General features: G+C 66.4%; 21 protein-coding genes. 11 read left to right on the top strand and 10 right to left on the bottom strand.

All coding sequences use genetic code 11. The features are described from left to right. Positions 1–33: 33 nt before the first annotated feature. From ACX40Y_RS17555 to ACX40Y_RS17530, 6 genes are all read right to left on the bottom strand, one after another. Entirely contained in the window at positions 34–1,626 is a 1,593-nt protein-coding gene (locus tag ACX40Y_RS17555; protein ID WP_459120871.1) for a long-chain fatty acid--CoA ligase, read from the bottom strand. A gap of 300 nt (positions 1,627–1,926) precedes the next feature. Continuing rightward, entirely contained in the window at positions 1,927–5,406 is a 3,480-nt protein-coding gene (gene dnaE / locus ACX40Y_RS17550; protein ID WP_459120870.1) for a DNA polymerase III subunit alpha, read from the bottom strand. Between the two features lie 229 nt (positions 5,407–5,635). After that, on the bottom strand, positions 5,636–6,118 hold the full coding sequence (locus ACX40Y_RS17545) for a glutathione peroxidase (protein WP_459120869.1): 483 nt from the start codon (positions 6,116–6,118) through the stop codon (positions 5,636–5,638). Beyond that, on the bottom strand, positions 6,115–6,798 hold the full coding sequence (locus ACX40Y_RS17540; RefSeq protein WP_459120868.1) for an ABC transporter ATP-binding protein: 684 nt from the start codon (positions 6,796–6,798) through the stop codon (positions 6,115–6,117). Before ACX40Y_RS17540 ends, ACX40Y_RS17545 begins: the two co-directional genes overlap by 4 nt. Beyond that, positions 6,791–8,041 carry a lipoprotein-releasing ABC transporter permease subunit gene (locus tag ACX40Y_RS17535; protein WP_459120867.1) on the bottom strand — a complete coding sequence of 417 codons (1,251 nt, stop codon included), beginning with the start codon at positions 8,039–8,041 and terminating at the stop codon, positions 6,791–6,793. Before ACX40Y_RS17535 ends, ACX40Y_RS17540 begins: the two co-directional genes overlap by 8 nt. Before the next feature lie 432 nt (positions 8,042–8,473). After that, positions 8,474–10,798 carry a TonB-dependent receptor gene (locus ACX40Y_RS17530; protein ID WP_459120866.1) on the bottom strand — a complete coding sequence of 775 codons (2,325 nt, stop codon included), beginning with the start codon at positions 10,796–10,798 and terminating at the stop codon, positions 8,474–8,476. Positions 10,799–11,045: 247 nt separating this feature from the next. Between ACX40Y_RS17530 and ACX40Y_RS17525 the strand changes: the two genes are divergently transcribed. Further along, positions 11,046–11,516, top strand: a complete 471-nt coding sequence (locus ACX40Y_RS17525) for an Hsp20 family protein (protein ID WP_459120865.1) — start codon at positions 11,046–11,048, stop codon at positions 11,514–11,516. 82 nt (positions 11,517–11,598) lie between these two features. Here ACX40Y_RS17525 and ACX40Y_RS17520 read toward each other — a convergent pair whose 3' ends face one another. The 4 genes from ACX40Y_RS17520 to secG all read right to left on the bottom strand — a co-directional run bounded on the left by ACX40Y_RS17520 (position 11,599) and on the right by secG (position 15,397). Further along, positions 11,599–12,426, bottom strand: a complete 828-nt coding sequence (locus tag ACX40Y_RS17520; protein ID WP_459120864.1) for a gasdermin — start codon at positions 12,424–12,426, stop codon at positions 11,599–11,601. 200 nt (positions 12,427–12,626) lie between these two features. Continuing rightward, positions 12,627–13,283 (bottom strand): peptidylprolyl isomerase, encoded by a 657-nt coding sequence (locus ACX40Y_RS17515; protein WP_459120863.1) that lies wholly within the window; start codon positions 13,281–13,283, stop codon positions 12,627–12,629. Positions 13,284–13,287: 4 nt separating this feature from the next. Continuing rightward, complete coding sequence (locus ACX40Y_RS17510; RefSeq protein WP_459120862.1) at positions 13,288–14,919, bottom strand: CTP synthase; 1,632 nt, start codon at positions 14,917–14,919, stop codon at positions 13,288–13,290. 109 nt (positions 14,920–15,028) lie between these two features. Continuing rightward, entirely contained in the window at positions 15,029–15,397 is a 369-nt protein-coding gene (gene secG / locus ACX40Y_RS17505) for a preprotein translocase subunit SecG (protein ID WP_459120861.1), read from the bottom strand. Between the two features lie 251 nt (positions 15,398–15,648). Here secG and ACX40Y_RS17500 point away from each other — a divergent pair, with 251 nt between their 5' ends. The 10 genes from ACX40Y_RS17500 to map all read left to right on the top strand — a co-directional run bounded on the left by ACX40Y_RS17500 (position 15,649) and on the right by map (position 24,671). Then, positions 15,649–16,002: a MarR family transcriptional regulator gene (locus tag ACX40Y_RS17500; protein ID WP_459120860.1), complete on the top strand. Its 354-nt coding sequence runs from the start codon at positions 15,649–15,651 to the stop codon at positions 16,000–16,002. 43 nt (positions 16,003–16,045) lie between these two features. Then, positions 16,046–16,312: an SH3 domain-containing protein gene (locus tag ACX40Y_RS17495; protein ID WP_459120859.1), complete on the top strand. Its 267-nt coding sequence runs from the start codon at positions 16,046–16,048 to the stop codon at positions 16,310–16,312. Further along, complete coding sequence (argC, locus tag ACX40Y_RS17490; protein WP_459120858.1) at positions 16,309–17,247, top strand: N-acetyl-gamma-glutamyl-phosphate reductase; 939 nt, start codon at positions 16,309–16,311, stop codon at positions 17,245–17,247. Before ACX40Y_RS17495 ends, argC begins: the two co-directional genes overlap by 4 nt. 203 nt (positions 17,248–17,450) lie before the next feature. Then, positions 17,451–18,911, top strand: a complete 1,461-nt coding sequence (gene zwf / locus ACX40Y_RS17485) for a glucose-6-phosphate dehydrogenase (protein ID WP_459120857.1) — start codon at positions 17,451–17,453, stop codon at positions 18,909–18,911. A gap of 257 nt (positions 18,912–19,168) precedes the next feature. Beyond that, on the top strand, positions 19,169–19,876 hold the full coding sequence (gene pgl, locus ACX40Y_RS17480) for a 6-phosphogluconolactonase (protein ID WP_459120856.1): 708 nt from the start codon (positions 19,169–19,171) through the stop codon (positions 19,874–19,876). After that, complete coding sequence (gene edd, locus ACX40Y_RS17475) at positions 19,877–21,700, top strand: phosphogluconate dehydratase (protein ID WP_459120855.1); 1,824 nt, start codon at positions 19,877–19,879, stop codon at positions 21,698–21,700. A 118-nt stretch (positions 21,701–21,818) separates the two neighbouring features. Further along, entirely contained in the window at positions 21,819–22,787 is a 969-nt protein-coding gene (glk, locus tag ACX40Y_RS17470; RefSeq protein ID WP_459120854.1) for a glucokinase, read from the top strand. Beyond that, a complete protein-coding gene (gene eda, locus ACX40Y_RS17465; protein WP_459120853.1) occupies positions 22,784–23,401 on the top strand; it encodes a bifunctional 4-hydroxy-2-oxoglutarate aldolase/2-dehydro-3-deoxy-phosphogluconate aldolase in 618 nt (205 codons plus the stop codon). The genes glk and eda overlap by 4 nt, the downstream gene beginning before the upstream one ends. Positions 23,402–23,695: 294 nt before the next feature. Further along, complete coding sequence (locus ACX40Y_RS17460; protein ID WP_459120852.1) at positions 23,696–23,902, top strand: ParD-like family protein; 207 nt, start codon at positions 23,696–23,698, stop codon at positions 23,900–23,902. A 1-nt stretch (position 23,903) separates the two neighbouring features. Next, complete coding sequence (gene map / locus ACX40Y_RS17455) at positions 23,904–24,671, top strand: type I methionyl aminopeptidase (protein ID WP_459120851.1); 768 nt, start codon at positions 23,904–23,906, stop codon at positions 24,669–24,671. The last annotated feature ends 134 nt before the right edge of the window (positions 24,672–24,805 follow it).

The following is a 24,805-nucleotide window of genomic DNA, read 5'->3' as shown; positions in this document are numbered from 1 at the left end:
TCACCCCGGCCCGGGCCGGGGTGACGGCGCGCCTCACGCCGCCTTCAGCGAATAATCCTTGTAGCGCTGGCGGATTTCCATCTTGAGCAGCTTGCCGGTCGCCGTGTGCGGCAGGCTTTCGACGAAGTGGATCTCGTCCGGCAGCCACCATCTGGCGACGTGCCGGCCGAGATGCGCAAGGATTTCCGCCTCGCTCACGCTGCTGCCCGGCTGGCGCACGACGAGCAGGATCGGCCGCTCCTCCCAGCGCGGATGGTGCACGCCGATCGCCGCCGCCTCGGCGACGCCCGCGCAGCCGACCGCGCAATTCTCCAGCTCGACCGAGCTGATCCATTCGCCGCCGGACTTGATCACGTCCTTCGCCCGGTCGGTGATCTGCATCACGCCGTCCGGATGCATCACCGCGACGTCGCCCGTATCGAACCAGTTGTCGCCGTCGACCGCCGGCGCCTCGTCGCGGAAATAGCGACCGACCACCCACGGCCCGCGCACCTGCAACCGGCCTGAGCTCTTGCCGTCGCGCGGCAGCACCACGCCATTGTCGTCGACGACGCGCAGCTCGACGCCGTACGGCACCTTGCCCTGCTTGCACACCTGATCGACCTGCGCCTCGAAGCTCAGCGTATCCCAGTCGGGCGACGGTGCGCCCATCGTGCCGATCGGGCTCGTCTCGGTCATGCCCCAGGCGTGGTTGACCCGCACGCCCATCTTCATCAGCCGTTCGATCATCGCGCGCGGCGCCGCCGATCCGCCGATCGTGACGATGCGCAGATGCTCGGGCGCGGCGCCGGTCGCGTCCATATACTGGAACATCGCGAACCATACCGTCGGCACCCCGGCCGAATGCGTCACCTTCTCGCGGTTCATCAGCTCGCACAGCGTCTTGGGATCGTTGACCGTGGAAAAGACGAACTTCGCGCCCACCGCCGCCCCGGCCCAGGGCAGGCCCCAGCCGACCGCATGGAACATCGGCACGATCGGCATCGCCACCGACTGGGTCGAAAGGTCGAACTCGGCGGGCTGAAGCTCGGTCAGCGCGTGCAGCACCGTCGAACGGTGGGTATAGACGACGCCCTTGGGATTGCCCGTGGTGCCGCTGGTATAGCACAGCATCATCGGTTCGCGCTCGTCGCCCGTCACCCAGGCATAATCACCGTCCTCGGCCGCGATCCACGCCTCGAATCCGTCCGGACCCAGATCGTCGAAACAGATATAATGCTCGATCGACGTCCATTGCGGGCGCAGCCGCTCCACGATCGGCGCGAACATCCGGTCATAAAGCAGCACCCGGTCCTCGGCATGGTTGGCGATGAACACCAGCTGGTCGTCGAACAGGCGCGGGTTGATCGTGTGGATCAGCGCACCCATCCCCGTCACGCCATACCAGGCGACGAGGTGGCGACTGTGGTTCATCGCCAGCGTCGCGACACGATCGCCCTTGCGGATGCCCAGCCGCTCCAGCGCCTGCGCCATCCGTCGAGCGTCGTGCGCGATGCCAGCCCAGTTGGTCCGCGTCTCGCTGCCGTCCGCCCAGCGCGTGACGATTTCGCGCGGGCCGTGTTCGCGCGCCGCGTGATCGAGCAAGGTGGATACCCGAAGCTCGAAATCCTGCATACCGCCCAGCATATGCCTCTCCATTGCGTGGCTGTTTGAACGGAGGATACGCCTTCACCTGCAGGAGTCGAGAGGGTTGGGCGTTACATCGTGTTGCTGGGCGGGGGCGACATACTCAGTCGTCGACATGCCCCCTCCACCACGCCGCTGGCGCGGCGCGGTCCCCCTCCCCCGGCTTCGCCGAGGGAGGAGACGCTCGCTACTTGCTGACGAGTGCTTCCTCCCTCGGAGCTATGCTCCGGGGGAGGGGGACCATTCGCGCCAGCGAATGTGGAGGGGGCTAGCGGGCGAAAGGCTAGATGGCGCCCAACCTCAAGCCGCCGCAGCCAGCTTCATGCTCGCGGGCATCAGCGACGCCGCCTTCACGCCCGGCATCCCCTCGATCCGCGCCGCCAGTTCGGTGTCCAGCCGGAAGCCCCGCCCCAGCATCACTGTCGCCTCGCCGCCCTCGATCGGCGCATGGACCAGGATCTCGCCCCTGCCCCCACCGCGCAGTTCGCCGACAAGCTCGGCCAGCCGCGCCGGCACCGCCGGATCCTCGATGCGGATTTCCATCACCAGCTGCGTCGTGCCCGCCAGCGAATCGAACGGCTGTACCCGCTTCACCGCGGCGCGCGGTGTGTCCTCGCCCGCTCGCTTGTCCAATTCCAGCGTCAGGATCGCGCAGCCGCTGCCCTTGGCGCATTCCTCCATGTCCTTGGCGATCAGCTCGTCGAAGCACGAGGTCTGGATCTGCGCGCTCCGGTCCGAAATCGTCGCCATCAGATAGCGGTTGCCCCGCGCCGAGGTGCGGTAACGGCAATCCTCGATCAGCGCGGCGATCTGCGCATTGACCCGTGCCCCCTCCGGTATCTGAATCTCGGGCAGCGAGGCGATGTCGCGCACACCCTGCCCCCGGAACAGATGCTCGTAGCGGTCGAGCGGATGGGCGGAGAAATAATAGCCGAAAGCGTCCTTCTCGGCATTGATTCGGTCGGACATGGTCCACACCGCATCCTTGGGCACGGTGATCCCGCCCCCGGCAGGCTCGGCATCGCCGAACAGGCCGCCCTGCCCGCTGGCGCGGCTGGCATGGTCGCGCTGGGCGACCGCGAGAATCGTCTCGGCCGCGGCATGCACGCCGGCCCGGTTCGGCTCGATGCTGTCGAACGCACCCGCCGAGGCCAGCGTCTCCAGCTGGCGCTTGTTGAGCACGCGCGGATCGACGCGCTTGGCGAAATCGTCGAGGCTGGCGAAGCGGCCGTTCTTCTCGCGCTCCTCGACCAGCAGCTCCATCGCCCGCTCGCCCACGCCCTTCAGCGCGCCGAGGGCATAGCGCACCGCCAACCCTTGCCCATGCGCCTGCACGGTGAAGTCAGCTTCGCTGGCGTTGATGTCCGGCGACAGCGCCTCGATCCCCAGCCGCCGCATGTCGTCGGCGAACACCGCCAGCTTGTCGGTCTGGTGGATGTCGTAGGCCATCGAGGCGGCGAAGAATTCGTGCGGATGGTGCGCCTTCAGCCACGCCGTCTGGTAGGCGAGCAGCGCGTAGGCGGCGGCGTGCGACTTGTTGAAGCCGTAGCCGGCGAACTTGTCGATCAAGTCGAACAGCTCGTTGGCCTTGGCCGCCGGGATGTCGTTCACCTCCTTGCAGCCCTTGACGAAGATGCTGCGCTGCGCGTCCATCTCCGCCTTGACCTTCTTGCCCATCGCGCGCCGCAGCATGTCTGCGCCGCCCAGCGTATAGCCGGCGAGGATCTGCGCGGCCTGCATCACCTGTTCCTGATAGACGAAGATCCCGTAGGTCTCCTTCAGGATCGGCTCGAGCAGGTCATGCGGATAGACGATCGGCTCGCGCCCGGCCTTGCGCGCGCCGAACATCGGAATGTTGTCCATCGGGCCCGGGCGGTAGAGCGAGACGAGCGCGACGATGTCGCCGAAATTGGTCGGCCGCACCGCGGTGAGCGTGCGCCGCATGCCTTCGGATTCGAGCTGGAACACGCCCACCGTGTCGCCGCGCTGGAGCAGTGCATAGACGCCCTCGTCGTCCCAATCGAGCCGGTCGAGGTTCACGTCGACGCCGCGCTTGGCGAGCAGCACCACCGCCTTCTTGAGCACCGACAGCGTCTTGAGGCCGAGAAAGTCGAACTTCACCAATCCCGCGCCTTCGACATTCTTCATGTCGAACTGGGTGACGGGCATGTCCGAGCGCGGATCGCGATAGAGCGGCACCAGCTGCGCGAGCGGCCGGTCGCCGATCACCACGCCGGCTGCGTGGGTCGAGCTGTGGCGCGGCAGGCCTTCCATCCGCATCGACAGGTCGACGAGGCGCTTCACATCCTCATTGCCGTTATATTCGGCGAGGAATTCGCTGACACCGTTGAGCGTGCGCTCCAGCGTCCAGGGATCGGTCGGATGGTTGGGGATCTGCTTGGCGAGGCGATCGACCTGGCCATAGCTCATCTGCAGCACGCGGCCGACGTCCTTGATCACCGCGCGCGCCTTCATCGTCCCGAAGGTGATGATCTGCGCGACGTGGTCGCGGCCGTATTTCTCCTGCACATAGCGGATCACTTCGCCGCGCCGGGTTTCGCAGAAGTCGATGTCGAAGTCGGGCATCGAGACGCGTTCCGGATTGAGGAAGCGTTCGAACAGCAGGCCGAGCTTGAGCGGATCGAGATCGGTGATGGTCAGCGCCCATGCGACCGCCGAGCCTGCACCCGAACCACGCCCCGGCCCCACCGGAATATCGTTCGACTTCGCCCATTGGATGAAGTCGGCAACGATCAGGAAGTAGCCCGGGAAACCCATCTGGATGATGATGTCGAGCTCGAACTGGAGGCGCTTGTTATATACCTCCACTTCCGAAGGATCGGTGATGCCGGCGAAGTCGAGCCGGTCCTTCAGGCCGGCCCAGCTCCGCTCGCGCAGCATCGCCGCCTCGCCCTCGCGGTCGCCGGCGAGGCTGGGCAGGATCGGCTTGCGCTTGGGCGCGGCATAGGCGCAGCGCTGCGCCACGACGAGCGTGTTCTCGATCGCCTCGGGCAGGTCGGCGAAATTGGTCTTCATCGTCTCGGCCGGCTTGAGCCAGGCCTCGGGCGAGGAGCGCGGGCGGTCGTCGGTTTCGAGATAGGTGGAGTTGGCGATGCACAGCATCGCGTCGTGCGCGTCGTAGAAATCGGCCTCGGCGAAGCAGGCGGGATTGGTGCCCACCAGCGGGAGGCCCCGCGCATAGGCGAGGTCGATCAGCTTGTGCTCGGCCCGGGTCTCCACGTCATTCTGGCGCCGGGCGATCTCGATATAGAGCCGCTCGGGGAACAGCGCCTCCAGCTGCGTCGCATAGGCCTCGGCCGTCTTGTCCTGCCCATCGACATAGAGCCGGGCGAGCGCGCCCTCGGCACCGGCGGTCAGGCAGATCAGCCCGTCGGTGTGGCCGGCGAGCGCCGCGAAGGGGACATGCGCGTCCTCCTCGATCGGGCGATCGAGATGCGCCTGCGAGACGAGGTGGCAGAGATTCTCATAGCCGGTCTGGTCCTGCGCGTAGAGCGCCAGCCAGTCGATGGGCACGTTCAGACCCTCGGCGAGGTTCGAGCGCTTCACCGCCAGCAGCGTGCCGACGATCGGCTGGACGCCCGCCTTCTTGGCGGCGTCCGAAAAGCTCATCGCGGCATAAAGGCCGTTGCGATCGGCAACGGCGATGGCGGGGAAGCCGCGGCTCTTGGCGTGCTTGGCGATCGCCTTGGGGTCGATCGCCCCTTCGAGCATGGTGTAGCAGGAGAAAACCCGAAGCGGGACGAAACCGGAATGCGCCATGCCCGAACCTAGGGGCGCGGGTGACGATTTGCCAACCCGCTCGCCGGCTTCTCCACAGCTTTGATCGCACTGGCCGGCGGCCTCGCCTCAGGAACGCCCCTTAACGCGCGGCCCCGGACCGTCACAGCACGGAATGGCGACTCGGCCTGTGTTGCGACAAGGTTGGTCATCGGCCGGGGAGAGCCCCCCCTTTCCTCCCCGGCCGTACCCCCATCAGCATCGGTGCCGGTTACAGCAGCGCCTCGATCGCGCCAGCGATGTCGCGCGGGGCAGTGGTCGGCGCAAAGCGATCGACCACCCGGCCGTCGCGATCGACGAGGAACTTGGTGAAGTTCCACTTGATCGCCTCGGTCCCCAGCACGCCCGGCGCCTGCGCCTTCAGCGTCTGGAACAGCGGCGCGGCGTTGGTGCCGTTCACGTCGATCTTGGCATAGACCGGAAAGCTGACGTCATAGGTCAGCGAACAGAAACGCGCGATCTCGTCGGCGTCGCCCGGTTCCTGCGCGCCGAACTGGTTGCACGGAAAGGCCAGCACCGCGAAGCCGCGATCGCGATATTGCCGCCACAGCGCTTCCAGCTCGGCATATTGCGGGGTGAAACCGCATTTCGATGCCGTGTTGACGATCAGCAACACCTGACCGGCATAGTCGGAAAGATCGCTCGTCTTGCCGTCCGGCGTGGTCACCGGGATCGATGTGATCGCTTGCGTCATGCGACGTTCTCCAGCCGGCCCTCGACCAGACGGACTACGCGGTCCATCCGCGATGCGAGCCGTTCGTTATGCGTCGCCACCAGCGCTGCCGATCCTTCGCCCCGGACGAGGTTGAGGAATTCGACGAACACGCGGTCCGACGTCGCCTCGTCTAGGTTGCCGGTCGGCTCGTCAGCCAGCACGAGCGGCGGCCGGTTGGCGAGCGCGCGCGCCACCGCCACGCGCTGCTGCTCGCCGCCGGACAGCTGGTTGGGCCGGTGCGTCAGCCGGTGGCCCAGCCCCAACAGCGTCAGCAGCTCGCTCGCGCGCGTCTCCGCCGCCGGCCGTTCGGCGCCGCGGATCAGCTGCGGCAGCACCACATTCTCGATCGCGTTGAAATCGGGCAGCAGGTGGTGGAACTGATAGACGAAGCCCAGCCTGTCGCGGCGCAGGTCGGTGCGCCCGCCCGCACCCAGCTTCGCCGCCTCGACGCCCACGACCCGGATTGATCCCTCGAACCCGCCTTCGAGCAGGCCCACCGCCTGGAGCAGCGTCGACTTGCCCGATCCCGACGGCCCGAGCAGCGCGACGATCTCGCCCGGCTGGACGTCGAGGTCGACGCCGCGCAAGACGTCGATCCGCACCCCGCCCTGCTCGAAGCTGCGGCGCAGGTCGCGCGTCTGGAGAACCGGCTCACTCATAGCGCAGCACCTGGACGGGATCGGTGCTCGCCGCCTTCCACGCCGGATAGAGCGTCGCGAGGAATGCGAACAGCAGCGCCATCGCGCAGATCGCGAAGGTCTGCAGCGGATCGGTCTTGGCCGGCAGCTCGGTCAGGAAGCGCACCTGCGGGTCCCACACCTTCTCGCCGGTAAACACCCCGATCAGCCACACCACCTGCGCGCGGAAGGTGATGAAGAAGAACGCCAGCACGCCCCCCGCCGCCACGCCGAGCGTGCCGATCGTGGTGCCGACCGTCACGAAGATGCGGATCAGGCTGCCCCGCGTCGCACCCATCGTGCGCAGCACCGCGATGTCGCGCGTCTTGGCGCGCACCAGCATGATCAGCGACGAGATGATGTTGAACGATGCGACGAGCAGGATGATCGACAGGATCGTGAACGACACCACCCGGTCGACCGACAGCGCCTCGAACAGTTCGCGGTTCATCTGCCGCCAGTCGGTGATCTGGCCGACATCGCCCACCTTCTCCGAAAGCGGGCCGACGACATCCTCGATCTTGTCCGGGTTGCTCGTGTCGATCCGCACCATGCCCACCGTGTCGCCCATCAGCAGCAGCGTCTGGGCGTCCTGCATCGGCATGATGATATACGCCTTGTCATAGTCATAGACGCCCACCTCGAAGATCGCGGCGACGCGATACTGCACGATCCGCGGCATCGTACCGAACGGTGTCGCCGATCCCTGCGGGTTGATGATCGAGATGCGGCTGCCGATCGTCGCCCCCAGCGCCTCGGCCAGCCGCGATCCGATCGCCACCTGCTCGCTGCCGGGCTTCAGATCCTTGAACGAACCCAGGATCTCCTTGCCCTTCAGCGTCGGGTTGTTGACGATGTCCTGCACGCGAAGGCCGCGGACCAGCGCGAATTCGACGCGGCCGTTGAAGCTGGCGAACAGCGGCTGTTCGATCAGCGGCGTGGCGGCGGTGACACCGGGGATCGCCTTCGCCTCGTCGGCGATGCGGCGCCAGTCGCGCAACTGGTTGCCATAGCCCTGGACCACGGCATGCCCGTTGAGGCCGGCGATCTTGTCGAACAGTTCGGCGCGGAACCCGTTCATCACGCTCATCACCACGATCAACGCTGCGACGCCCAGCATCACGGCGACGAGGCTGAACCCCGCAACCACCGCGATAAAGGCTTCGCTGCGGCCGGGCAGCAGGTAGCGACGGGCGATCATCCGCTCATAGCGTGATATCAGCATGGCGCGGCTCTAGAGCCAGTTTCGGCGGAACGGAAGCGCCGTGATGCATCGCGCGGCCGCGTGCGCGGCCAGACGTCCCAAATCGCTGTTGCCGAATCGACACAGGGTGACGCCAATCTTCACCACAAGCCACGTCCTACGGTGACAAGACCGGCCGGGCACCGTACCAACAAATCGTCGAAACGCAGGCAACCAAAAAGGCCGTGGTTCGGGGAGGATCCCAGTTCCACCTGCAGGCAAGTGCGGGTGTTTGAGCGGGGTCCAGTCAAGGGGGCTGACGAGCATTCGTCACGCAGGCGCTCGGATCGGAAACGGTCCGGGCGTTTGCGATTCTGGCATGGTCGCATCATCGACGAGCGATCGGGCGGAGCGGTTGCCCGCCCCGCCCGCCAACCTCCCCTGGCCATGGCGAGAGGTCAGCCAGTGTCGCGATCAGAACGAACTGCTGATCGTGAACCCCCATGTGCGCGGATCGCCCGGCTGGCCAACGATCAGCCCGGTGTTGCCCGATTGCACCGACAGCAGCTCGAAATAATGCTGGTCGAACGCGTTGCGGACCCAGGCAAAGGCATTCAGCCGGTTCTTGCGATAGCCCAGCCGGAAGTTCGACAGCGAATAGCCGTCGATCCAGGTATAGGCCGATGGCGACGGGTTGGACGAGAAGCGCGAGCGCCAGTTGCCGTCATAGCCGAGATAGACCTGGCCCTCACCGGCGGGCACGTTGACCTCACCACCATAGCCGAACGCCCATTTGGAGATGCCCGGCAGCACCCGGCCTGAAATGTCGCAATTGGCCGGGCTGCTCGCGCCGCCCGAAAGCTCCGGCGGGCATGGCGCGTCACGGAAGCGGACATAGCGGGCGTCGGTGAAGGCGCCGTTGGCATAGAGTTTGAGCCGGTCGTTCGGCTGGACGTTCGAATCGAACTCAACGCCGCGCGACCGCACCCGGTCCGCATTGGCGAGATAGCCGCGAATCACCCCCAGCTGGCCGTTGGTCACGGTCGCCTGGTAATCCTTCACGTCGGTCCAGAAGCCGGCGATGTTCAGCGTCGCGCGTCGATCGAGGAACTGTGTCTTCAGCCCCACCTCGAAATGGTTGACCTTTTCGGGCTTCACCGAGGCGGCCGCCTGGATCGGATTGTTGCTGGCGTCGAGCGGCAGGCCGGACAGGTTGATTCCGCCCGATTTGAAGCTGCGCGCATAGGTCGCATAAGCGTGCACGTCGCGCGCGACATCATAGGAAAGCGTGGCATCGCCGGAGACGTTCCAGTCGCTGAACCGGGCCGAATAATCCTGCGGCGCCAGCACGCCGCGCTGCTCGCTCGTCAGGCTGGTGCTGCCGCTGCCGGTCGTCACCACCGCCAGGTAGGAACCGGTCTTCTTGTCATAGTTCAGCCGCAGACCCGGCTGGAAGCGCAGCTTGGGTGCGACCTCCCAGTTGAGCTTGCCGAACACCGCGAAGCTCGTGTTGTCGAACGCGATCGTGTTCGTCGAGGTAAGCCCGTCGAGCGTCGCGGGGTCGTTCGCCGCTGCGGTTGACGGATTGAGCAGCCAGCGGCTAGCCGCCGATCCCTGCACCTGTGCTCCCTGCGTGTCGATCGTCTGGTGGAACGCGAACACGCCGGCGGTATAGTCGAGCTTGTTGGTGCCATTCGATGCGATCCGCAGCTCCTGCGTCACCTGCTTCTGCTGCGACGGGTTCTGCGAAACAATGGTGATCGGCAGGCCGGTGAAGTCGCGGTCGTTCGCCGGCTTCCAGTCCCAGTAGCGCCAGGCGGTGACCGAAGTGACCGTCGCCGGGCCGATATCCCAATTCGCCACCAGCGACGCGCCGCCGATCTCCTGCCGCGAATTGATGTCGGCATCCAGGTCGGTCTTGCGGTCGAACGGATCGGTGCTCGGCGGTGCATAGCCGAATGCCGCCGCCAGCGCTGCATATTGCCGGTTGAGCGGTCGCTGCGTCGCGCCGGTGCGGACATAATATTGCACGCAGCACAGCGGGTTCTGAAGGTTGAAATCACCCGATAGCGTCACATCCAAATTCGGCGCCGCGCGCCACAGTAGCTGCCCGCGCAGCCCGTAATTGTCGAGCCGGTGCAGATAGCTGTCGGTGGTGGTGTTGTAGATCGTGCCACGCCGCTTCGATACCGATGTCGAGAGGCGCACCGCCAGCTTGTCGTCGGCGATCGGCGCCGAGGCCGATGCCTTGAGCTGGAAGAAGTTGTAATCGCCGACGCTCACCTCGCCGCGCACCTCCGGCGTGAAGCTCGGCGCGCGCGTGGTGATGTTGATCGCCCCGGCGGTGGTGTTCTTGCCGTAGAGCGTGCCCTGCGGCCCGCGCAGCACCTCCACCCGATCGACATCGACGAAATCGAAGGTCGATGCACCCACCCGGCCGATATAGACGCCGTCGACATAGAAGCCGACGCCCTGCTCGATCCCGTCATTGGTCAGGCCGAACGGCGCGCCCAGGCCGCGGATGTTGATCGCGGTGTTGCGCGGGTTGCTCGAATAGAACTGCAACGCCGGCTGCGATTGCTGGATGCGCGAAACGTTGAACGCGCCCGCCTGGTCGAGATCCGTGCCGCTCAGCACCGATATGGCGATCGGTACCTCCTGGACGCGCTCCTCGCGGCGGCGCGCGGTGACGACGATGTCGGTGCCTTTGCCCGGCTCCGCCTGCGCAGGCGGCTCGATGGCCGGTGCCGGCACCGTCTGGAGCGGCGCGGCGAACAACAACGGAAAGAATGGGCTCATCTGCTTTCCCCTTGGAGACGCTTTAATATCCACGCATTAGATAGGATTTAGCGAACAAGCCTTTGTTGGGACATCCCTAGCCGCGGTTTCCTGTCGCATTTCGCGCGCGCATTGGCGCACTTGAAACTCGGATGGCGCATTCCAAAATAGCGCTCACACGGCGCCGGACGGGCCGTGCGCCATGTGTCGCGGAATAACCCGGGCACGCCGGCAAGGACGTTCACATTGCTCATTGGAGGATTTGAAGATGCGTCAGTTTGATTTCACCCCGTTCCGTCGTTCGGCCATTGGCTTCGATCGCCTGTTCGACTTGCTCGAATCCAGCGCGCGTCAGGCCGGATCGGAAAATTATCCGCCGTTCAACTTGGAACGACTGGCGGAAGACCGCTATCGGATCACGATCGCCGTCGCCGGTTTCAAGGCTGACGAGATCGACATCACCGCCCAGCAGAACCTGTTGCTGGTCGCCGGCCGCAAGGCGGGCGAGAACGAGAACAACCAGGGCAATTTCCTGCATCTCGGCATCGCCAACCGCAGCTTCGAGCGCCGTTTCGAACTCGCCGATTTCGTGCGGGTGGAAAGCGCCGATCTGGCCGATGGGCTGCTGACGATCGAGCTGGTGCGCGAAGTGCCCGAGGCGATGAAGCCGAAGAAGATCACCGTCGGCACCGGCAGCGAGCCGTCCGCGATCGACCATCGCACGGCCAACGCCGCCTGAGCAGACGGCAAGCGCGGCGCACCCTCCCTTTAGGCGCCGCGTCGGGGGCGTCCGGGTTTCGGCCCGGGCGCCCTTTGCTTGGTCAGCGCGCCTCGGCGCCTTCCATCGTGTCGACGTCGAACAACAGCCCCTCGCCGTCATCGATCGGCTGCGGCGGCAGCAGCTTCGCTTCCGCGATGTCCTCGTCCGCAAAGAAGAACTCGCGCGTCCGGACCTCGCCCGCGCGCGACGGGTAAAGCGTCATGCCCGCGCCCTTCCGTTCGACGAGATAGGCTTGGAAGGCAAAGCTGACATCCTGCGTTCCGGTGAAGCTGATCGCGCCTTCGATCGCCACCGAATGCTCGACCTTCACCGCCGCCCCGATCATGTTCTGGATGACGGGAATATCGAGACCGAGGCTCGTGCCACGCGAATCCTGCAACGCAATGGTGAAGCGGCGCGAACGAAGCACGCGCGTCGCCACCCAGAGATTGTCGTCAAGGTAGCGGCCGAGCAGCTCATCGGCGGCGGGCGCCGGCGCCGTTCGCAGGAACTTGTCGAGCCTGACCGGGCTCACGTCCACCATCGTGACGTCGCCATATTGGAAGGTGACGGTGCTGGCGCGTTGCAGGCCGCCGCTCAACCCCAGCGTGCCACCGCCGAGCGCCGAGATCAGCCCCCCCAGCACGTTCAGCGTGCCGCTAGCATCGAGCGAACGGACCACCTTGCCCGAAAAGTCGGGCTCCATGCTGGGTGGTGAGACCGGCGGCGCCTGGCCCGTGGCGCCCTCGCTCAGCGCGTCAAAATCGTTGAGCCAGCCGCGCTTGCCGCGAAGTTCATACACCAGCGACAGCGCGGAAAAGCGCGCCGTGGGCAACGCGATCGCGTTATAGCCGAATTGCTGGAGATGCTTGGTGAATGCGTCAGCCATCCTTTCCTCCTGTACGGATACGGGGATACGCGACGAGCCGGCGGCCCGCCCTGCCGAAACGACCCGAACCCCGATGCGCGGATTGGCGCCGCCGCACCGGATTCGGCCAACGGACCGACTGGTTCGACCGGGTCTTCATGGCACAGGCGGGCGTGTCCCGAAGTGCGATATCGCACAACGGCCGGGACGATCGCTGGCGCTCAGTCGCGCTTGGGCAGCCCCAGCAGCCAGGGTTTGACGCGGCCGGACGGCTTGGCGACGCCGTCGAGCCGTTCGGCGCGGAGGATCGTCACCGGCTTCAGGATCATCTGCCCGCGCATCACGTCGCGCCCGCCGCCGGAGGGCATCGCCAGGATCCGCTTGACGACATCCATGCCGGCGATGACGTGGCCGAACGCCGCAAAGCCGCGATAGCCGCCGCGCGCGTCGAGACCGGGATTGTCGCCGACCATGATCGAGAAATTGCCGTTCGCCGAATCGGGGTTCGGCCCGTGCGCCATCGAAATCGTGCCGCTGGTGTGGCGGATGCCGGTCTGGCTGGTCGGCTCGAGCGCCAACGGATCGAGCATCCGGCGCGCATCGGTGCCGATGCCGCCTTGGATGAACCCCATCGCCGGATTGCCCTTGCGCCGCGCGGTCCGGTAGAAATTGGTGCCGTCGAACCGGCCGTCATCGACATAGGCGAGGAAATTGGCGACGGTTTTCGGCGCATGCCGGGCGTCGAGCGCCACGGTGATCGCGCCGGCGCTCGTCACCAGCCGGACGCGCACCGTGCCAGGCTCGGGCGCAGCCGCCGGCACCGGCGCGTTGGACAGTGCCAGCAGTGCCAGCGCGGCAACGAGCGTCCGGCGCCGCATCCGGTCAGACGAGCCGCGAATGCTTGACCGCCGCCTCGATGAAGCTGGCGAACAGCGGGTGCGGATCGAACGGCTTGGACTTGAGCTCGGGATGGAACTGCACGCCGACGAACCAGGGATGGTCCGGCCGCTCGACGATCTCCGGCAGCGTGCCGTCGGGCGACATGCCGGAGAAGACGAGTCCGCCCTGTTCGAGCACCGGCTTGTACGCGGTATTCACCTCATAGCGGTGGCGGTGGCGTTCCTCGATCTCGTCACCGCCATAGATCGACGCGACCACGCTGTTGCCGCCGAGTTTCGCCGGATAGGCGCCCAGCCGCATCGTGCCGCCCATATCGCCGCCGGCCTCGCGCTTCTGCAGGCCGTCGACGCTCATCCATTCGGTGATCATGCCCACCACCGGCTCGTCGGTCGGGCCGAATTCGGTGGTCGATGCATCCTGCACGCCCTGCGCCCGCACGCCTTCGATGCACGCCATCTGCATGCCCAGGCAGATGCCGAAGAACGGCACGTTGCGCTCGCGGGCAAAGCGGACGCCGGCGATCTTGCCCTCGCTGCCGCGCTCGCCGAACCCGCCGGGGACGAGGATGCCGTGCATCGGCTCCAGCATCGCGGCGACTTCCGCCTCTTCCTGCTCGAACAGCTCGGCGTCGAGCCAGCGGATATTGACCTTCACCCGATTGGCGATGCCGCCATGCACCAGCGCCTCGGTCAGCGACTTATACGCATCGGGGACGCCCATATATTTGCCGACCACGCCGATCGTCACTTCGCCTTCGGGATTCTCCAGCCGTTCGACGATTTCGGTCCAGCGGCCGAGGTCGGGCGAGGCGCCGGGCTCGATGCCGAACGCCTTGAGCACTTCGATGTCGAGCCCCTCGCCATGATATTGCAGCGGCACCGCATAGATGCTCTTCGCATCGAGCGCGGGGATCACCGCCGATGCGGGCACGTTGCAGAACTGCGCGATCTTGGCGCGCTCGCCCGGCGGCAGGTCGCGTTCGGAACGGCACACCAGCACGTCGGGCTGCACGCCAAGCGCTGCGAGTTCGCGCACGCTGTGCTGGGTCGGCTTGGTCTTGAGCTCGCCCGCCGCCGCGATGAACGGCACCAGCGTCACGTGGATGCTCACCGTCTGGCCGCGGCCCAGATCGTTGCGCAGCTGGCGAATCGCCTCGATGAACGGCAGAGATTCGATGTCGCCCACCGTGCCGCCGATCTCGCACAGCACGAAATCCAGGTCGTCGGTCTCCGCCTGGGCGAACGCCTTGATCGCGTCGGTGACGTGCGGGATCACCTGCACCGTGGCGCCCAGATAATCGCCGCGCCGCTCGCGCTCGATGATCGTCTTGTAGATCCGGCCCGAAGTGACGTTGTCCGCCTGCCGCGAGGCGACGCCGGTGAAGCGCTCGTAATGGCCGAGGTCGAGATCGGTCTCGGCGCCGTCGTCGGTCACATACACCTCACCATGCTGGTGCGGCGACATCGTGCCGGGATCGACGTTGAGATAGGGATCGAACTTGCGGATGCGGACCCGATAGCCACGAGCCTGGAGCAAAGCCGCGAGGCTCGCCGCCATCAGACCCTTGCCAAGCGAGGAGACCACGCCGCCGGTGATGAAAATATACCGCGCCATGGGGGAAAACGCCTAACGTGAATGGACGCGCACCGGCAAGCGGTCGAATCCCGCCGGCACGCTTTTTTTTATGATCGTCCGCCGCAAAAAACCGGCGGACAGCGAAGGATTACTGGCTGAACGGAACCTGGCTGTTGCCCGCCGGCGCCGTTGCGTTCGCCGCATCGGCCGGCGCGGCGCTCGGCGCCGCCTGCGGCACGGCAACCGCGGCTGCGGGCGCGGTGCGCTGCAGCGTCGGATCGATCGCCGACGACTGGCGGGTGGAAGCGAGGAACGCCAGCACGATGCTCATCAGGATGAACGCGGTCGCCAGGATCGCGGTCGAGCGCGTCAGGAAATCCGCCGCGCCGCGCGCCGACATCAGCCCGCCGGGGCTTCCCCCCGTGGTCAGGCCGCCTCCCTCCGACTTCTGCAGAAGAATCACCCCCACCAGGAGCGCGGCGATGATGAACTGGACGATGAGGAGGAAGGTGAACATGGATTCCGCAGCCTGTTGGATAAGCGCGCGACATAGGCCAGCAACCCCGCGCAATCAACCGCCCCATCGCGCCCCCGCGGGTCGCCGGCGTGCCGCCTCGTCGCAACAACCCGGCCACGGCTTCATTTATATGCAAAGGTTCAGGAAAAACATTCCGCCGTCGCACTGAAACCTACGGCGACAATGGGCGTTTCTTGGACGAATCGATGCCGCGCCGGGCTCGAAACGAACGAGTAGAAGCTGTGAACGCAATGTCCGACCAGACGCTATCTTCTTGGAAGAACACCCTGATCGATTATGTTCGCTCCGGCGAACCCGATCTCACCAACCGCCAGATGGCGCTGTTGATGCTTGTGTATCTTGATCCGGGGCCGCATACGGTCCGCGGTCTGGCGCGGGCGTTGAACGTCTCGAAGCCCGTCGTTACACGCGCCTTGAACAGGCTGGGCACGCTCGGCTATCTGCGCCGCCAGCGCGACGACAGCGACAAGCGCAACATCTTCGTCGCGCGCACCGCGGAAGGGGCAGAGTTTCTTGCAGAGTTCGGGCATTTCCTCGCCGGCAACCACATCGGCGAGTCCAGCGTCACCAGCGCCCACGTATAAGCGGTTTGCGCTCGGCGGCCGTTCGTGCGCCGTCGATCCCCGGGTGGACGCCGTCCGCCCGGATCTCGCCGACATCCGCCTCGCGGATCGTGTCTTCGCGCCGCATTATGCCGCGCCGCTTCCCCGAATCGTTCGTGTCGCCGCCGCGCTGATCGCCGCGCCGCGCCCCGATGCGGAGTTGCTCGCAACATTGATTCCCGGCGATCCGTTCGAAATGCTCGAACTCGCCGGCGGCCGCGCCTGGGGTGTCGCGCCGCGCCAGGGTCTGGTAGGATATGTCGACGCCTCGGCCTTGGGAGAGACCGAATGATCGCGCGCGTGTTCATCGACGGTGCGGTCGGCACCACCGGGCTCGAGATTCGCGAACGGCTTTCCGGCCGGCCCGAAATCGACCTCATCCTGCTCGACGATGCCGATCGGAAGGATCCGGCGCGGCGCGAACAGGCGCTCAACGACGCCGATTTCGTCATCCTGTGCCTTCCCGACGACGCCGCGCGCGAAGCCGTGGCGATGATCAGCAACGATCGCGTCCGCGTGATCGACGCTTCGACTGCGCACCGCGTCGCGCCCGACTGGAGCTATGGCTTTGCCGAGCTCGAACCCGGCCAGGCCGCCGCGATCGCGGAGGCCGCGCGGGTTAGCAATCCCGGCTGCTATCCCACCGGCTTTCTCGCGCTCGTCCGCCCGCTGATTCGCGCAGGGCTGGTGCCGCATGATTATCCGCTCAGCGTCAACGCCACCTCGGGCTATTCGGGCGGCGGCCGCGCGATGATCACCGAATTCGAAGGCGACGGTCCGGATCGCACCGAAACCGCGTTCCGCCCCTATGGCCTGTCGCTCGCGCACAAGCATGTGCCTGAGATGCAGAAGCATGCCCGGCTCGAACATCCGCCGATCTTCATGCCCGCCGTCGCGCGCACCTATCGCGGCATGGTGGTGGAAGTGCCGCTGCCGCTCCACGCCTTCACCCGCCGCCCATCGGTCGAGTCGATCGAGAATGTGATGCGCGAGGCGTATCGCGATTCGCCGGTCGTGCGCGTTCTCCCCGCCGATGTCGCCACCGTCTCGATCGAGGCCGATGCCGGCACCGACCGGCTGAGCCTGCGCGTGTTCGGCAATGACGAGACGCGCCAGGTGCGGCTGATCGCGACGCTCGACAATCTCGGCAAGGGCGCCGCCGGCGCCGCGGTGCAGAACCTCAACATCATGGCGGGCCTCGATCCGGTCGCCGGGCTGGTCCTCTAAAAATTCCTCCCCGGCACGGGGAGGGGGACCATTCGCACAGCGAATGGTGGAGGGGGCCATCCAGGCACGAGTCGCGCATGTTGCCCCCTTCCCCACACCGCGCCGCCGGCAGCATTTTGCCGCCAGCCGCACCGCTATTCGCCCCTCCGGCTTGATCTTTCGCGCGCATTGGTGTCTCGCGGGGCGAACCATTTGAGAGGGAAATGATGCAACAGCCCGTGGGCAAATTGCTGCTGTTCGGAGCCACCGGCGATCTCGCCCAGCGTATGCTGCTGCCCTCGCTTTACGCGCTCCACGCCGATGGCCTGCTGCCGCCGGACCTCACGATCACCGGCACCGCCCGGTCCGAACTCGACGACGCCGGCTACCGCGAATTCGCGAGCAAAGCGCTTGATCAGTTCCTGCCTGCCGACCGCAAGGACGACAGCGCTGTCCCGGGCTTTCTCGATCGCCTGTTCTATCAGCCGCTCGATGCCTCGACGATCGAGGGCTATGCCGAGCTCAAGGAAAAGATCGGCGACATCTCGGGCGGGCTCGCCATCTTCCTGTCGACCGCGCCCTGGCTGTTCGGCCCGACGATCAAGGGTCTCGAATCGGCGGGCCTCGCCGGTGAGAATGTCCGCATCAGCCTGGAAAAGCCGCTCGGCCGCGATCTCGCCTCCAGCCGCGAGATCAACGACATCGTCGCCTCGGCCTTCCCCGAGGAACGCACCTTCCGCATCGATCACTATCTCGGCAAGGAAACCGTCCAGAACATCCTGGCGCTGCGCTTTGGCAACTCGCTGTTCGAGCCGGTGTGGAACGCGCGCGGGATCGATAGCGTGCAGATCACCGTGTCCGAAACCGTGGGCCTCGAAGGCCGCGCGGGCTTCTATGACGATACCGGCGCGCTGCGCGATATGGTGCAGAACCATATTCTCCAGCTCGTCGCGCTGATCGCGATGGAGCCCCCTGCCCGCTTCGACGGCACCTCGATCCGCGACGAAAAGGTCAAGGTGCTTCGGTCGCTGCGCAAAATCCCGGTCGCCGAGGCGCCGAACATGACCGTGGTCGGCCAATATGGCGGCGGCGCGGTGAAGGGCCAGATCGTCCGCGATTACACCACCGATCTCGGCAAGGATTCGCGCACCGAGACCTTCGTCGCGATCAAGGCGCATGTCGACAATTGGCGCTGGCAGGGCGTGCCCTTCTACCTTCGCACCGGCAAGCGGCTGACCGAGCGGCGCTCCGAAATCGTCATCCAGTTCAAGCCGGTGCCGCATTCGATCTTCGCCGAACGCGGCGGCATGCTTCAGCCCAACGCGCTGGTGATCCGTCTCCAGCCGGAGGAATATGTCCAGCTGCTGGTAATGGCCAAGCAGCCCGGCCTCGATCGCGAGGGCTATCGCCTGCGCGAAGTGCCGCTGAACCTCAGCCTCGATACCGAATTCGCCGGCACCCGCCGCCGCATCGCCTATGAACGCCTGCTGCTCGACCTGATCGAGGGCGACCCGACGCTGTTCGTCCGTCGCGACGAGGTGGAGGCGCAGTGGGAATGGGTGGACGCGATCCGCGCCGGCTGGGAAGCCAATGATCTCAAGCCCAAGCCCTATGCTTCGGGCAGCTGGGGCCCGTCGCTTTCGATCGCGCTGACCGAGCGCGACGGCGTCCACTGGCACGAATGAGATGAATGAGGCGGCGTGATGAAAAAGTCCGAGCCGCCTTCCAGGCGATCGTCATCCCCGCGAAGGCGGGGATCCATTGCCCTGGAGGCGTCGGCTCTTTTCCCGAAGCGCACAGGCGAATCAATCCCCGCCTCCGCGGGGATGACGACTGGAAGGAACGCCGCAGCGTTCGTGCCAAACCGCCCCACCCACCCTATATCGGACCCGCATGGCCGCATGGCCGTTGATCCGGTCCCACCGAAATCCAAGGAGCTGACATGACGACCGAAATCGAATGGTGGGACTATGATGACGCGGACGAGATGGCCGAGGCCGTCGCCGGCGACATCCAGTTCATCATCGAAAGCGCGATCGACGCGCGCGGCGCGGCCGTCGTCGCGCTGGCCGGCGGCAAGACGCCGCTGCCGATCTATGAAAAGCTGGTCACAGCCAAGCTCGACTGGAAGCGGGTGACGATCATTCCCGGCGACGATCGCATCGTGCCGCTCGGCGATCCGCTGTCCAACGTCACCGCGATCGGCAAGGTCTTCATTCCGCGCGGTGCCCGGGTGATCCCGCTGGTCAGCGAAAAGGCCGAGGATTACAAGGCGATCGGCCGCGCCGCCGATGCCCGGCTTCAGGATCTGCACTGGCCGCTCGATCTCTGCCTGCTCGGCGTCGGCGGCGACGGGCATTGCGCGTCGATCTTCCCCGGCAACGATTATGACGAAGCGCTCAATGGCCCGCGTGAGCGGCGCGCGCTGGGCGTGATGCCCGATCCGCTGCCGCCCGAGGCGCCCGTCGCCCGCGTCACCCTGTCGCGCGCGGCGATCGTCTCCGCCCGCGCGCTGACGATCGCGATCACCGGCCAGGCAAAGCGCGACGTGCTCGAAGCCGCGATCGAACAGGGGGCGTCTTCCACCTATCCGGTGGGCCGCGTCCTCGCCGACGCCGAACTGCCGGTCGACATTCACTGGAGCGCGTAAATGCCCAACCTCCATCCCGAAATCGCCGCGGTCACCGATCGCATCATCGAACGGTCGAAGCCCGGCCGCGCCGCCTATCTCGATCTGATCCGCCGCGAGCGCGAATCGGGCAATGACCGGCCGAAGCTCGGCTGCGCCAATCTCGCCCATGCCTATGCCGGCACCGACGAGCAGCGCGACATGATGAAGTCGGGCGCGCGGATGAACATCGGCATCGTCACCGCGTACAACGACATGCTGTCCGCGCACGCGACCTATTATCGCTACCCCGAACAGATGAAGGTCTGGGCGCTCGAGGCGGGCGCCACCGCGCAGGTCGCGGGCGGCGTGCCGGCGATGTGCGACGGCGTGACCCAGGGCTATCAGGGCATGGAGCTGTCGCTGTTCAGCCGCGACACGATCGCCCTGTCGACGGCGGTGTCGCTCAGCCACCGCGTGTTCGAAGGCGCGGCGCTGCTCGGCATCTGCGACAAGATCGTCCCCGGCCTGCTGATGGGCGCGCTGCGCTTCGGCCATCTGCCGATGGTGATGGTGCCCGGCGGCCCGATGCGCTCCGGCCTCGCCAACAAGGACAAGGCCGCAGTCCGCGAGCGCTTCGCCGAGGGCAAGGCCACGCGCGAGGAGCTGCTCGAGGCGGAGATCGCCGCCTATCACGGCAAGGGCACCTGTACCTTCTATGGCACCGCCAACTCGAACCAGATGATGATGGAGGCGATGGGCCTCCACGTCCCCGGCGCCGCCTTCGCCAATCCGCAGACCAAGCTGCGCCAGGAACTCACCCGCGCCGCCGTCCACCGCCTCGCGGAGATCGGCTGGAACGGGGATGATTATCGCCCGATCGGCCATGTCGTCGACGAGCGCGCGATCGTGAACGCCGCGATCGTGCTGCTCGCGACCGGCGGCTCGACCAACCACCTGATCCACGTCCCCGCCTTTGCGCGCGCAGCCGGCATCGTGATCGACTGGGACGATTTCGATCGCCTGTCGCGCGCGGTGCCGCTGCTCACCCGCGTCTATCCGAACGGGTCGGCGGACGTGAATCAGTTCGAGGATGCCGGCGGTCCGTCCTTCGTCATCAAGGAATTGCTGCGCGGCGGCCTGATGCACGGCGATACGCTCACCATCGCGAAGGACGGCATGGCCGCCTATGGCCGAAAGCCCGATATCAAGGACGACAAGCTCGTCTGGAACGAGCATGGCGAACAGAGCGGTGACGACGCCATCGTCCGCACCGTCGATGCGCCCTTCTCGCCCGAGGGCGGGTTCCGCATCCTCAAGGGCCGGCTGGGCCGCGCCTGCATCAAGGTGTCGGCGGTCGAGCGCGAGCGCTGGGTGATCGAGGCACCGGCCCGCGTGTTCGCCGACCAGGCGGAGGTGCAGACGGCGTTCAAGGCCGGCGAGCTCGATCGCGACGTCGTCGTCGTCGTCCGCTTCCAGGGACCGCGCGCCAACGGCATGCCCGAGCTGCACAAGCTGACGCCGCCGCTCGGCGTCATCCAGAATCGCGGGTTCAAGGTCGCGCTCGTCACCGATGGCCGGATGTCGGGCGCCAGCGGCAAGGTGCCCTGCGCGATCCATCTGTCGCCCGAGGCGCTGGGCGGCGGCCCGATCGGCAAGGTTCGCGATGGCGACATCATCCGCCTCGATGCCGAAGCGGGCACGCTCGAGGTGCTGGTCGACGATGCCGAATGGGATGCGCGCGAGCATGTCGCCGCGCCGCCCCCCGCCACCGGCACCGGCCGCGAACTGTTCGCGATGCTGCGCCATCACTGCGACGAGGCCGAAAAGGGCGCGTCGGCGATGCTGGCCGAAGCGGGACTGTAACGCATGTAAATCGCCCGATCCGTCGCCGCGGTCTTTACATCGCGGCGACGGGAGGGAAGAAGGGCGCGATCCGTCTGGCAACGTTGACATGGGCGGTCTGGAGAGGAACAGGAAGCGAATGGAAGTCGTCGCGGTCGATATCGGGGGCACGCACGCCCGCTTTGCTGTTGCGGAAGTGGCCGAAGGTCGCGTCGTCTCGATGAGCGAGCCGGTGACGCAGAAGGTCGCCGAGCACCCCAGCCTTCAGCTTGCCTGGCGCGCATTCGGCGATCAGCTCGGCCGGCCGGTGCCCAAGGCGGCGGCGATCGCCGTCGCCTCGCCGATCAACAACGATCTGATCAAGCTCACCAACAATCCCTGGATCATCCGCCCGCCGCTGATCCCCGATCGGCTCGGCGCCGAAACCTGGACGATCGTCAACGATTTCGCCGCGATCGGCCATGCCGTCGCCCAGCTTGGCGACGAGGATTTCCTTCATCTTTGCGGCCCCGAAACGTCGCTGCCCGACAAGGGCTCGATCACCGTCTGTGGCCCCGGCACCGGCCTCGGCGTCGCGCAGGTGTTCCGTCACCGCGGCGGCTATGACATCATCGCGACCGAGGGCGGCCATAGCGATTTCGCGCCGCTCGATCCGATCGAGGACGCCTTCGTCAAGCGTCTGCGCAAGACCTATCAGCGCGTGTCGAAGGAACGCATCGTCGCCGGCCCGGCGATCGTGTCGATCTACGAGACGCTGGCCGAGCTTGAGGGCGCATCGGTGCCCCGGCTCGACGACAAGGCGATCTGGACGCTGGCCCTCGAAGGCAAGGACAGCCTGGCCGTCGCCGCGCTCGATCGCTTCTGCCTCAGCCTCGGCGCGGTGGCGGGCGATCTCGCCCTCGCCCACGGCCCCAGCGCGGTGGTGATCGCCGGCGGTCTGGGCTTGCGCCTCAAGGACCATCTGCTGCAATCGGGCTTTGGCGAGCGATTCGTCGCAAAGGGGCGCTTCCGCTCCCTGATGGCGACGATCCCCGTCAAGCTGATCACCCATCCCCAACCGGGCCTGTACGGCGCAGCCGCCGCCTTCGCCCAGGAGCATGCACAGTGAGCGACACCCGCCCTTCGATCGAAGCCATCATGCGCACCGCACCCGTCATCCCGGTGCTGGTGATCGACGACGCCGCCAAGGCGCGTCCGCTTGCCGAGGCGCTGGTCAAGGGCGGACTGCGGGTGCTCGAAGTAACGATGCGCACCCCGGCGGCGCTCGACGCGATCCGCGAGATGAAGCAGGTGCCGGGCGCGATCGTCGGCGCCGGCACGGTGGTGAACACCGCCCAATTCGAGCAGGTGATGAAGGCGGATGCCGAATTCATCGTCTCCCCCGGCCTGACCGATCGGCTCTGCGACGCGATCGTGAAGAGCGGCGTGCCGTACCTGCCGGGCATCGCCAATGCCGGTGACATCATGCGCGGGCTCGACCTCGGCCTCACCCATTTCAAATTCTTCCCGGCCGAAACCTCGGGCGGGCTCAAGGCGCTCAAGGCGCTCGCCGCCCCCTTCTACCAGGCGAAGTTCTGCCCCACCGGCGGCATCAGCCTGGCGAGCGCCCCCGAATGGCTCGCCTTCGATCCGGTGCTCTGCGTCGGCGGCAGCTGGATCGCCAGCGGCTCGCCGGAAGAGGTCGAAGCCAAGGCCCGCGAAGCCGCCGCGCTGGTGCGCTGAGCGACCTCAAGCCCATTTCGCTGACGGCGGTGCCCCAGCCGCCTCAAAATACATCGCCGCCTCAAGATGCAGCGCCGGCTCAAAATACATCGTCATCCCCGCGAAGGCGGGGATCCATTCGCGCTGATGCTCCGGTTCTTTCCCCCAGCGCCCAGCACAATGGATCCCCGCCTTCGCGGGAATGACGGTGGTTGCGATGCGCGGCCATCCATCGCGGTAGCGGCCAATCTGGCTTGCCCTCCAGCAATATACGAACCATATACGCTCCATAGTCTCACCCAAGCCGGAGCACCCATGGGCATCGTAAAAATCGCCGACGACCTCCACGAAGAGGCCCGCCGCGCCAGCGCGGTCATGTGCCGCTCGATCAACGCCCAGGCCGAATATTGGATGAAGATCGGCATGCTCGCCGAGGCGAACCCCACCCTACCCTTCAACGAGATCGTCCGCCGCCAGCTCGCCGAGGCGCAGGTCGGCACCCCCACGCGCGAAGCCGCCTGACATGGTCAAGACGCCGCAGGAACTCGATCTGATGCGCGAGGCCGGGCGCCTCCTCGCCCAGGTGTTCGAGATGCTCGACCGCACGCCGCTCGCCGGCATGTCGACGCTGGAGATCGACACGCTGGTCGAACGCTACATCACCGACGAGCTCCACGCCCGCCCCGCGAGCAAGGGGCAATATGGCTATGGCTTCGTGCTCAACTGCTCGATCAACCATGTCGTCTGCCACGGCGTGCCCGACGCCGATACGATCGTGCAGGACGGCGACATCATCAACCTCGACATCACGCTGGAAAAGAACGGCTTCATCGCCGATTCGAGCAAGACCTATATGGTCGGCACCGTCTCTCCCCAGGCGAAGCGGCTGGTGAAGGTGACGCAGGAAGCGCTGTGGAAGGGCATCGCCCAGGTCCGCCCAGGTGCCACGCTCGGCGACATCGGCGCCGCGATCGAGCGCCATGCCAAGCAGCACGGCTATGCGGTGGTCCGCGACTATTGCGGCCACGGCATCGGCCGCGAGATGCACGAGGAACCCTCGGTCCTCCATTTCGGCCGCCCCGGCACCGGCATGAAACTGCGCGAGGGCATGACCTTCACGATCGAGCCGATGCTCAACCAGGGCACGCGCAAGGTGACGACGCTCGACGACGGCTGGACGGTCGTGACCAACGACCGCAAGCTCTCCGCCCAGTTCGAGCATACGGTGGCGGTGACGGCAACCGGCGTCGAGGTGCTGACACTACGCGAGGGCGAGCGGGTGCTGGCCTGACGCGGAACACGAGAACGGATGATGGCTGGAATTGGGTGGGTAGCTGTCCGGCAGCTGTCAAACGACGGCGGGCGCAAAGCGGACCTGCGTCGTTAGCGGCTAGCCGAGCGCATAATCCAAAAACCGATCGCCAC

This window comes from Sphingomonas sp. RS6 (genome assembly GCF_054489705.1).
This window is presented reverse-complemented; position numbering and strand designations above follow the sequence as displayed.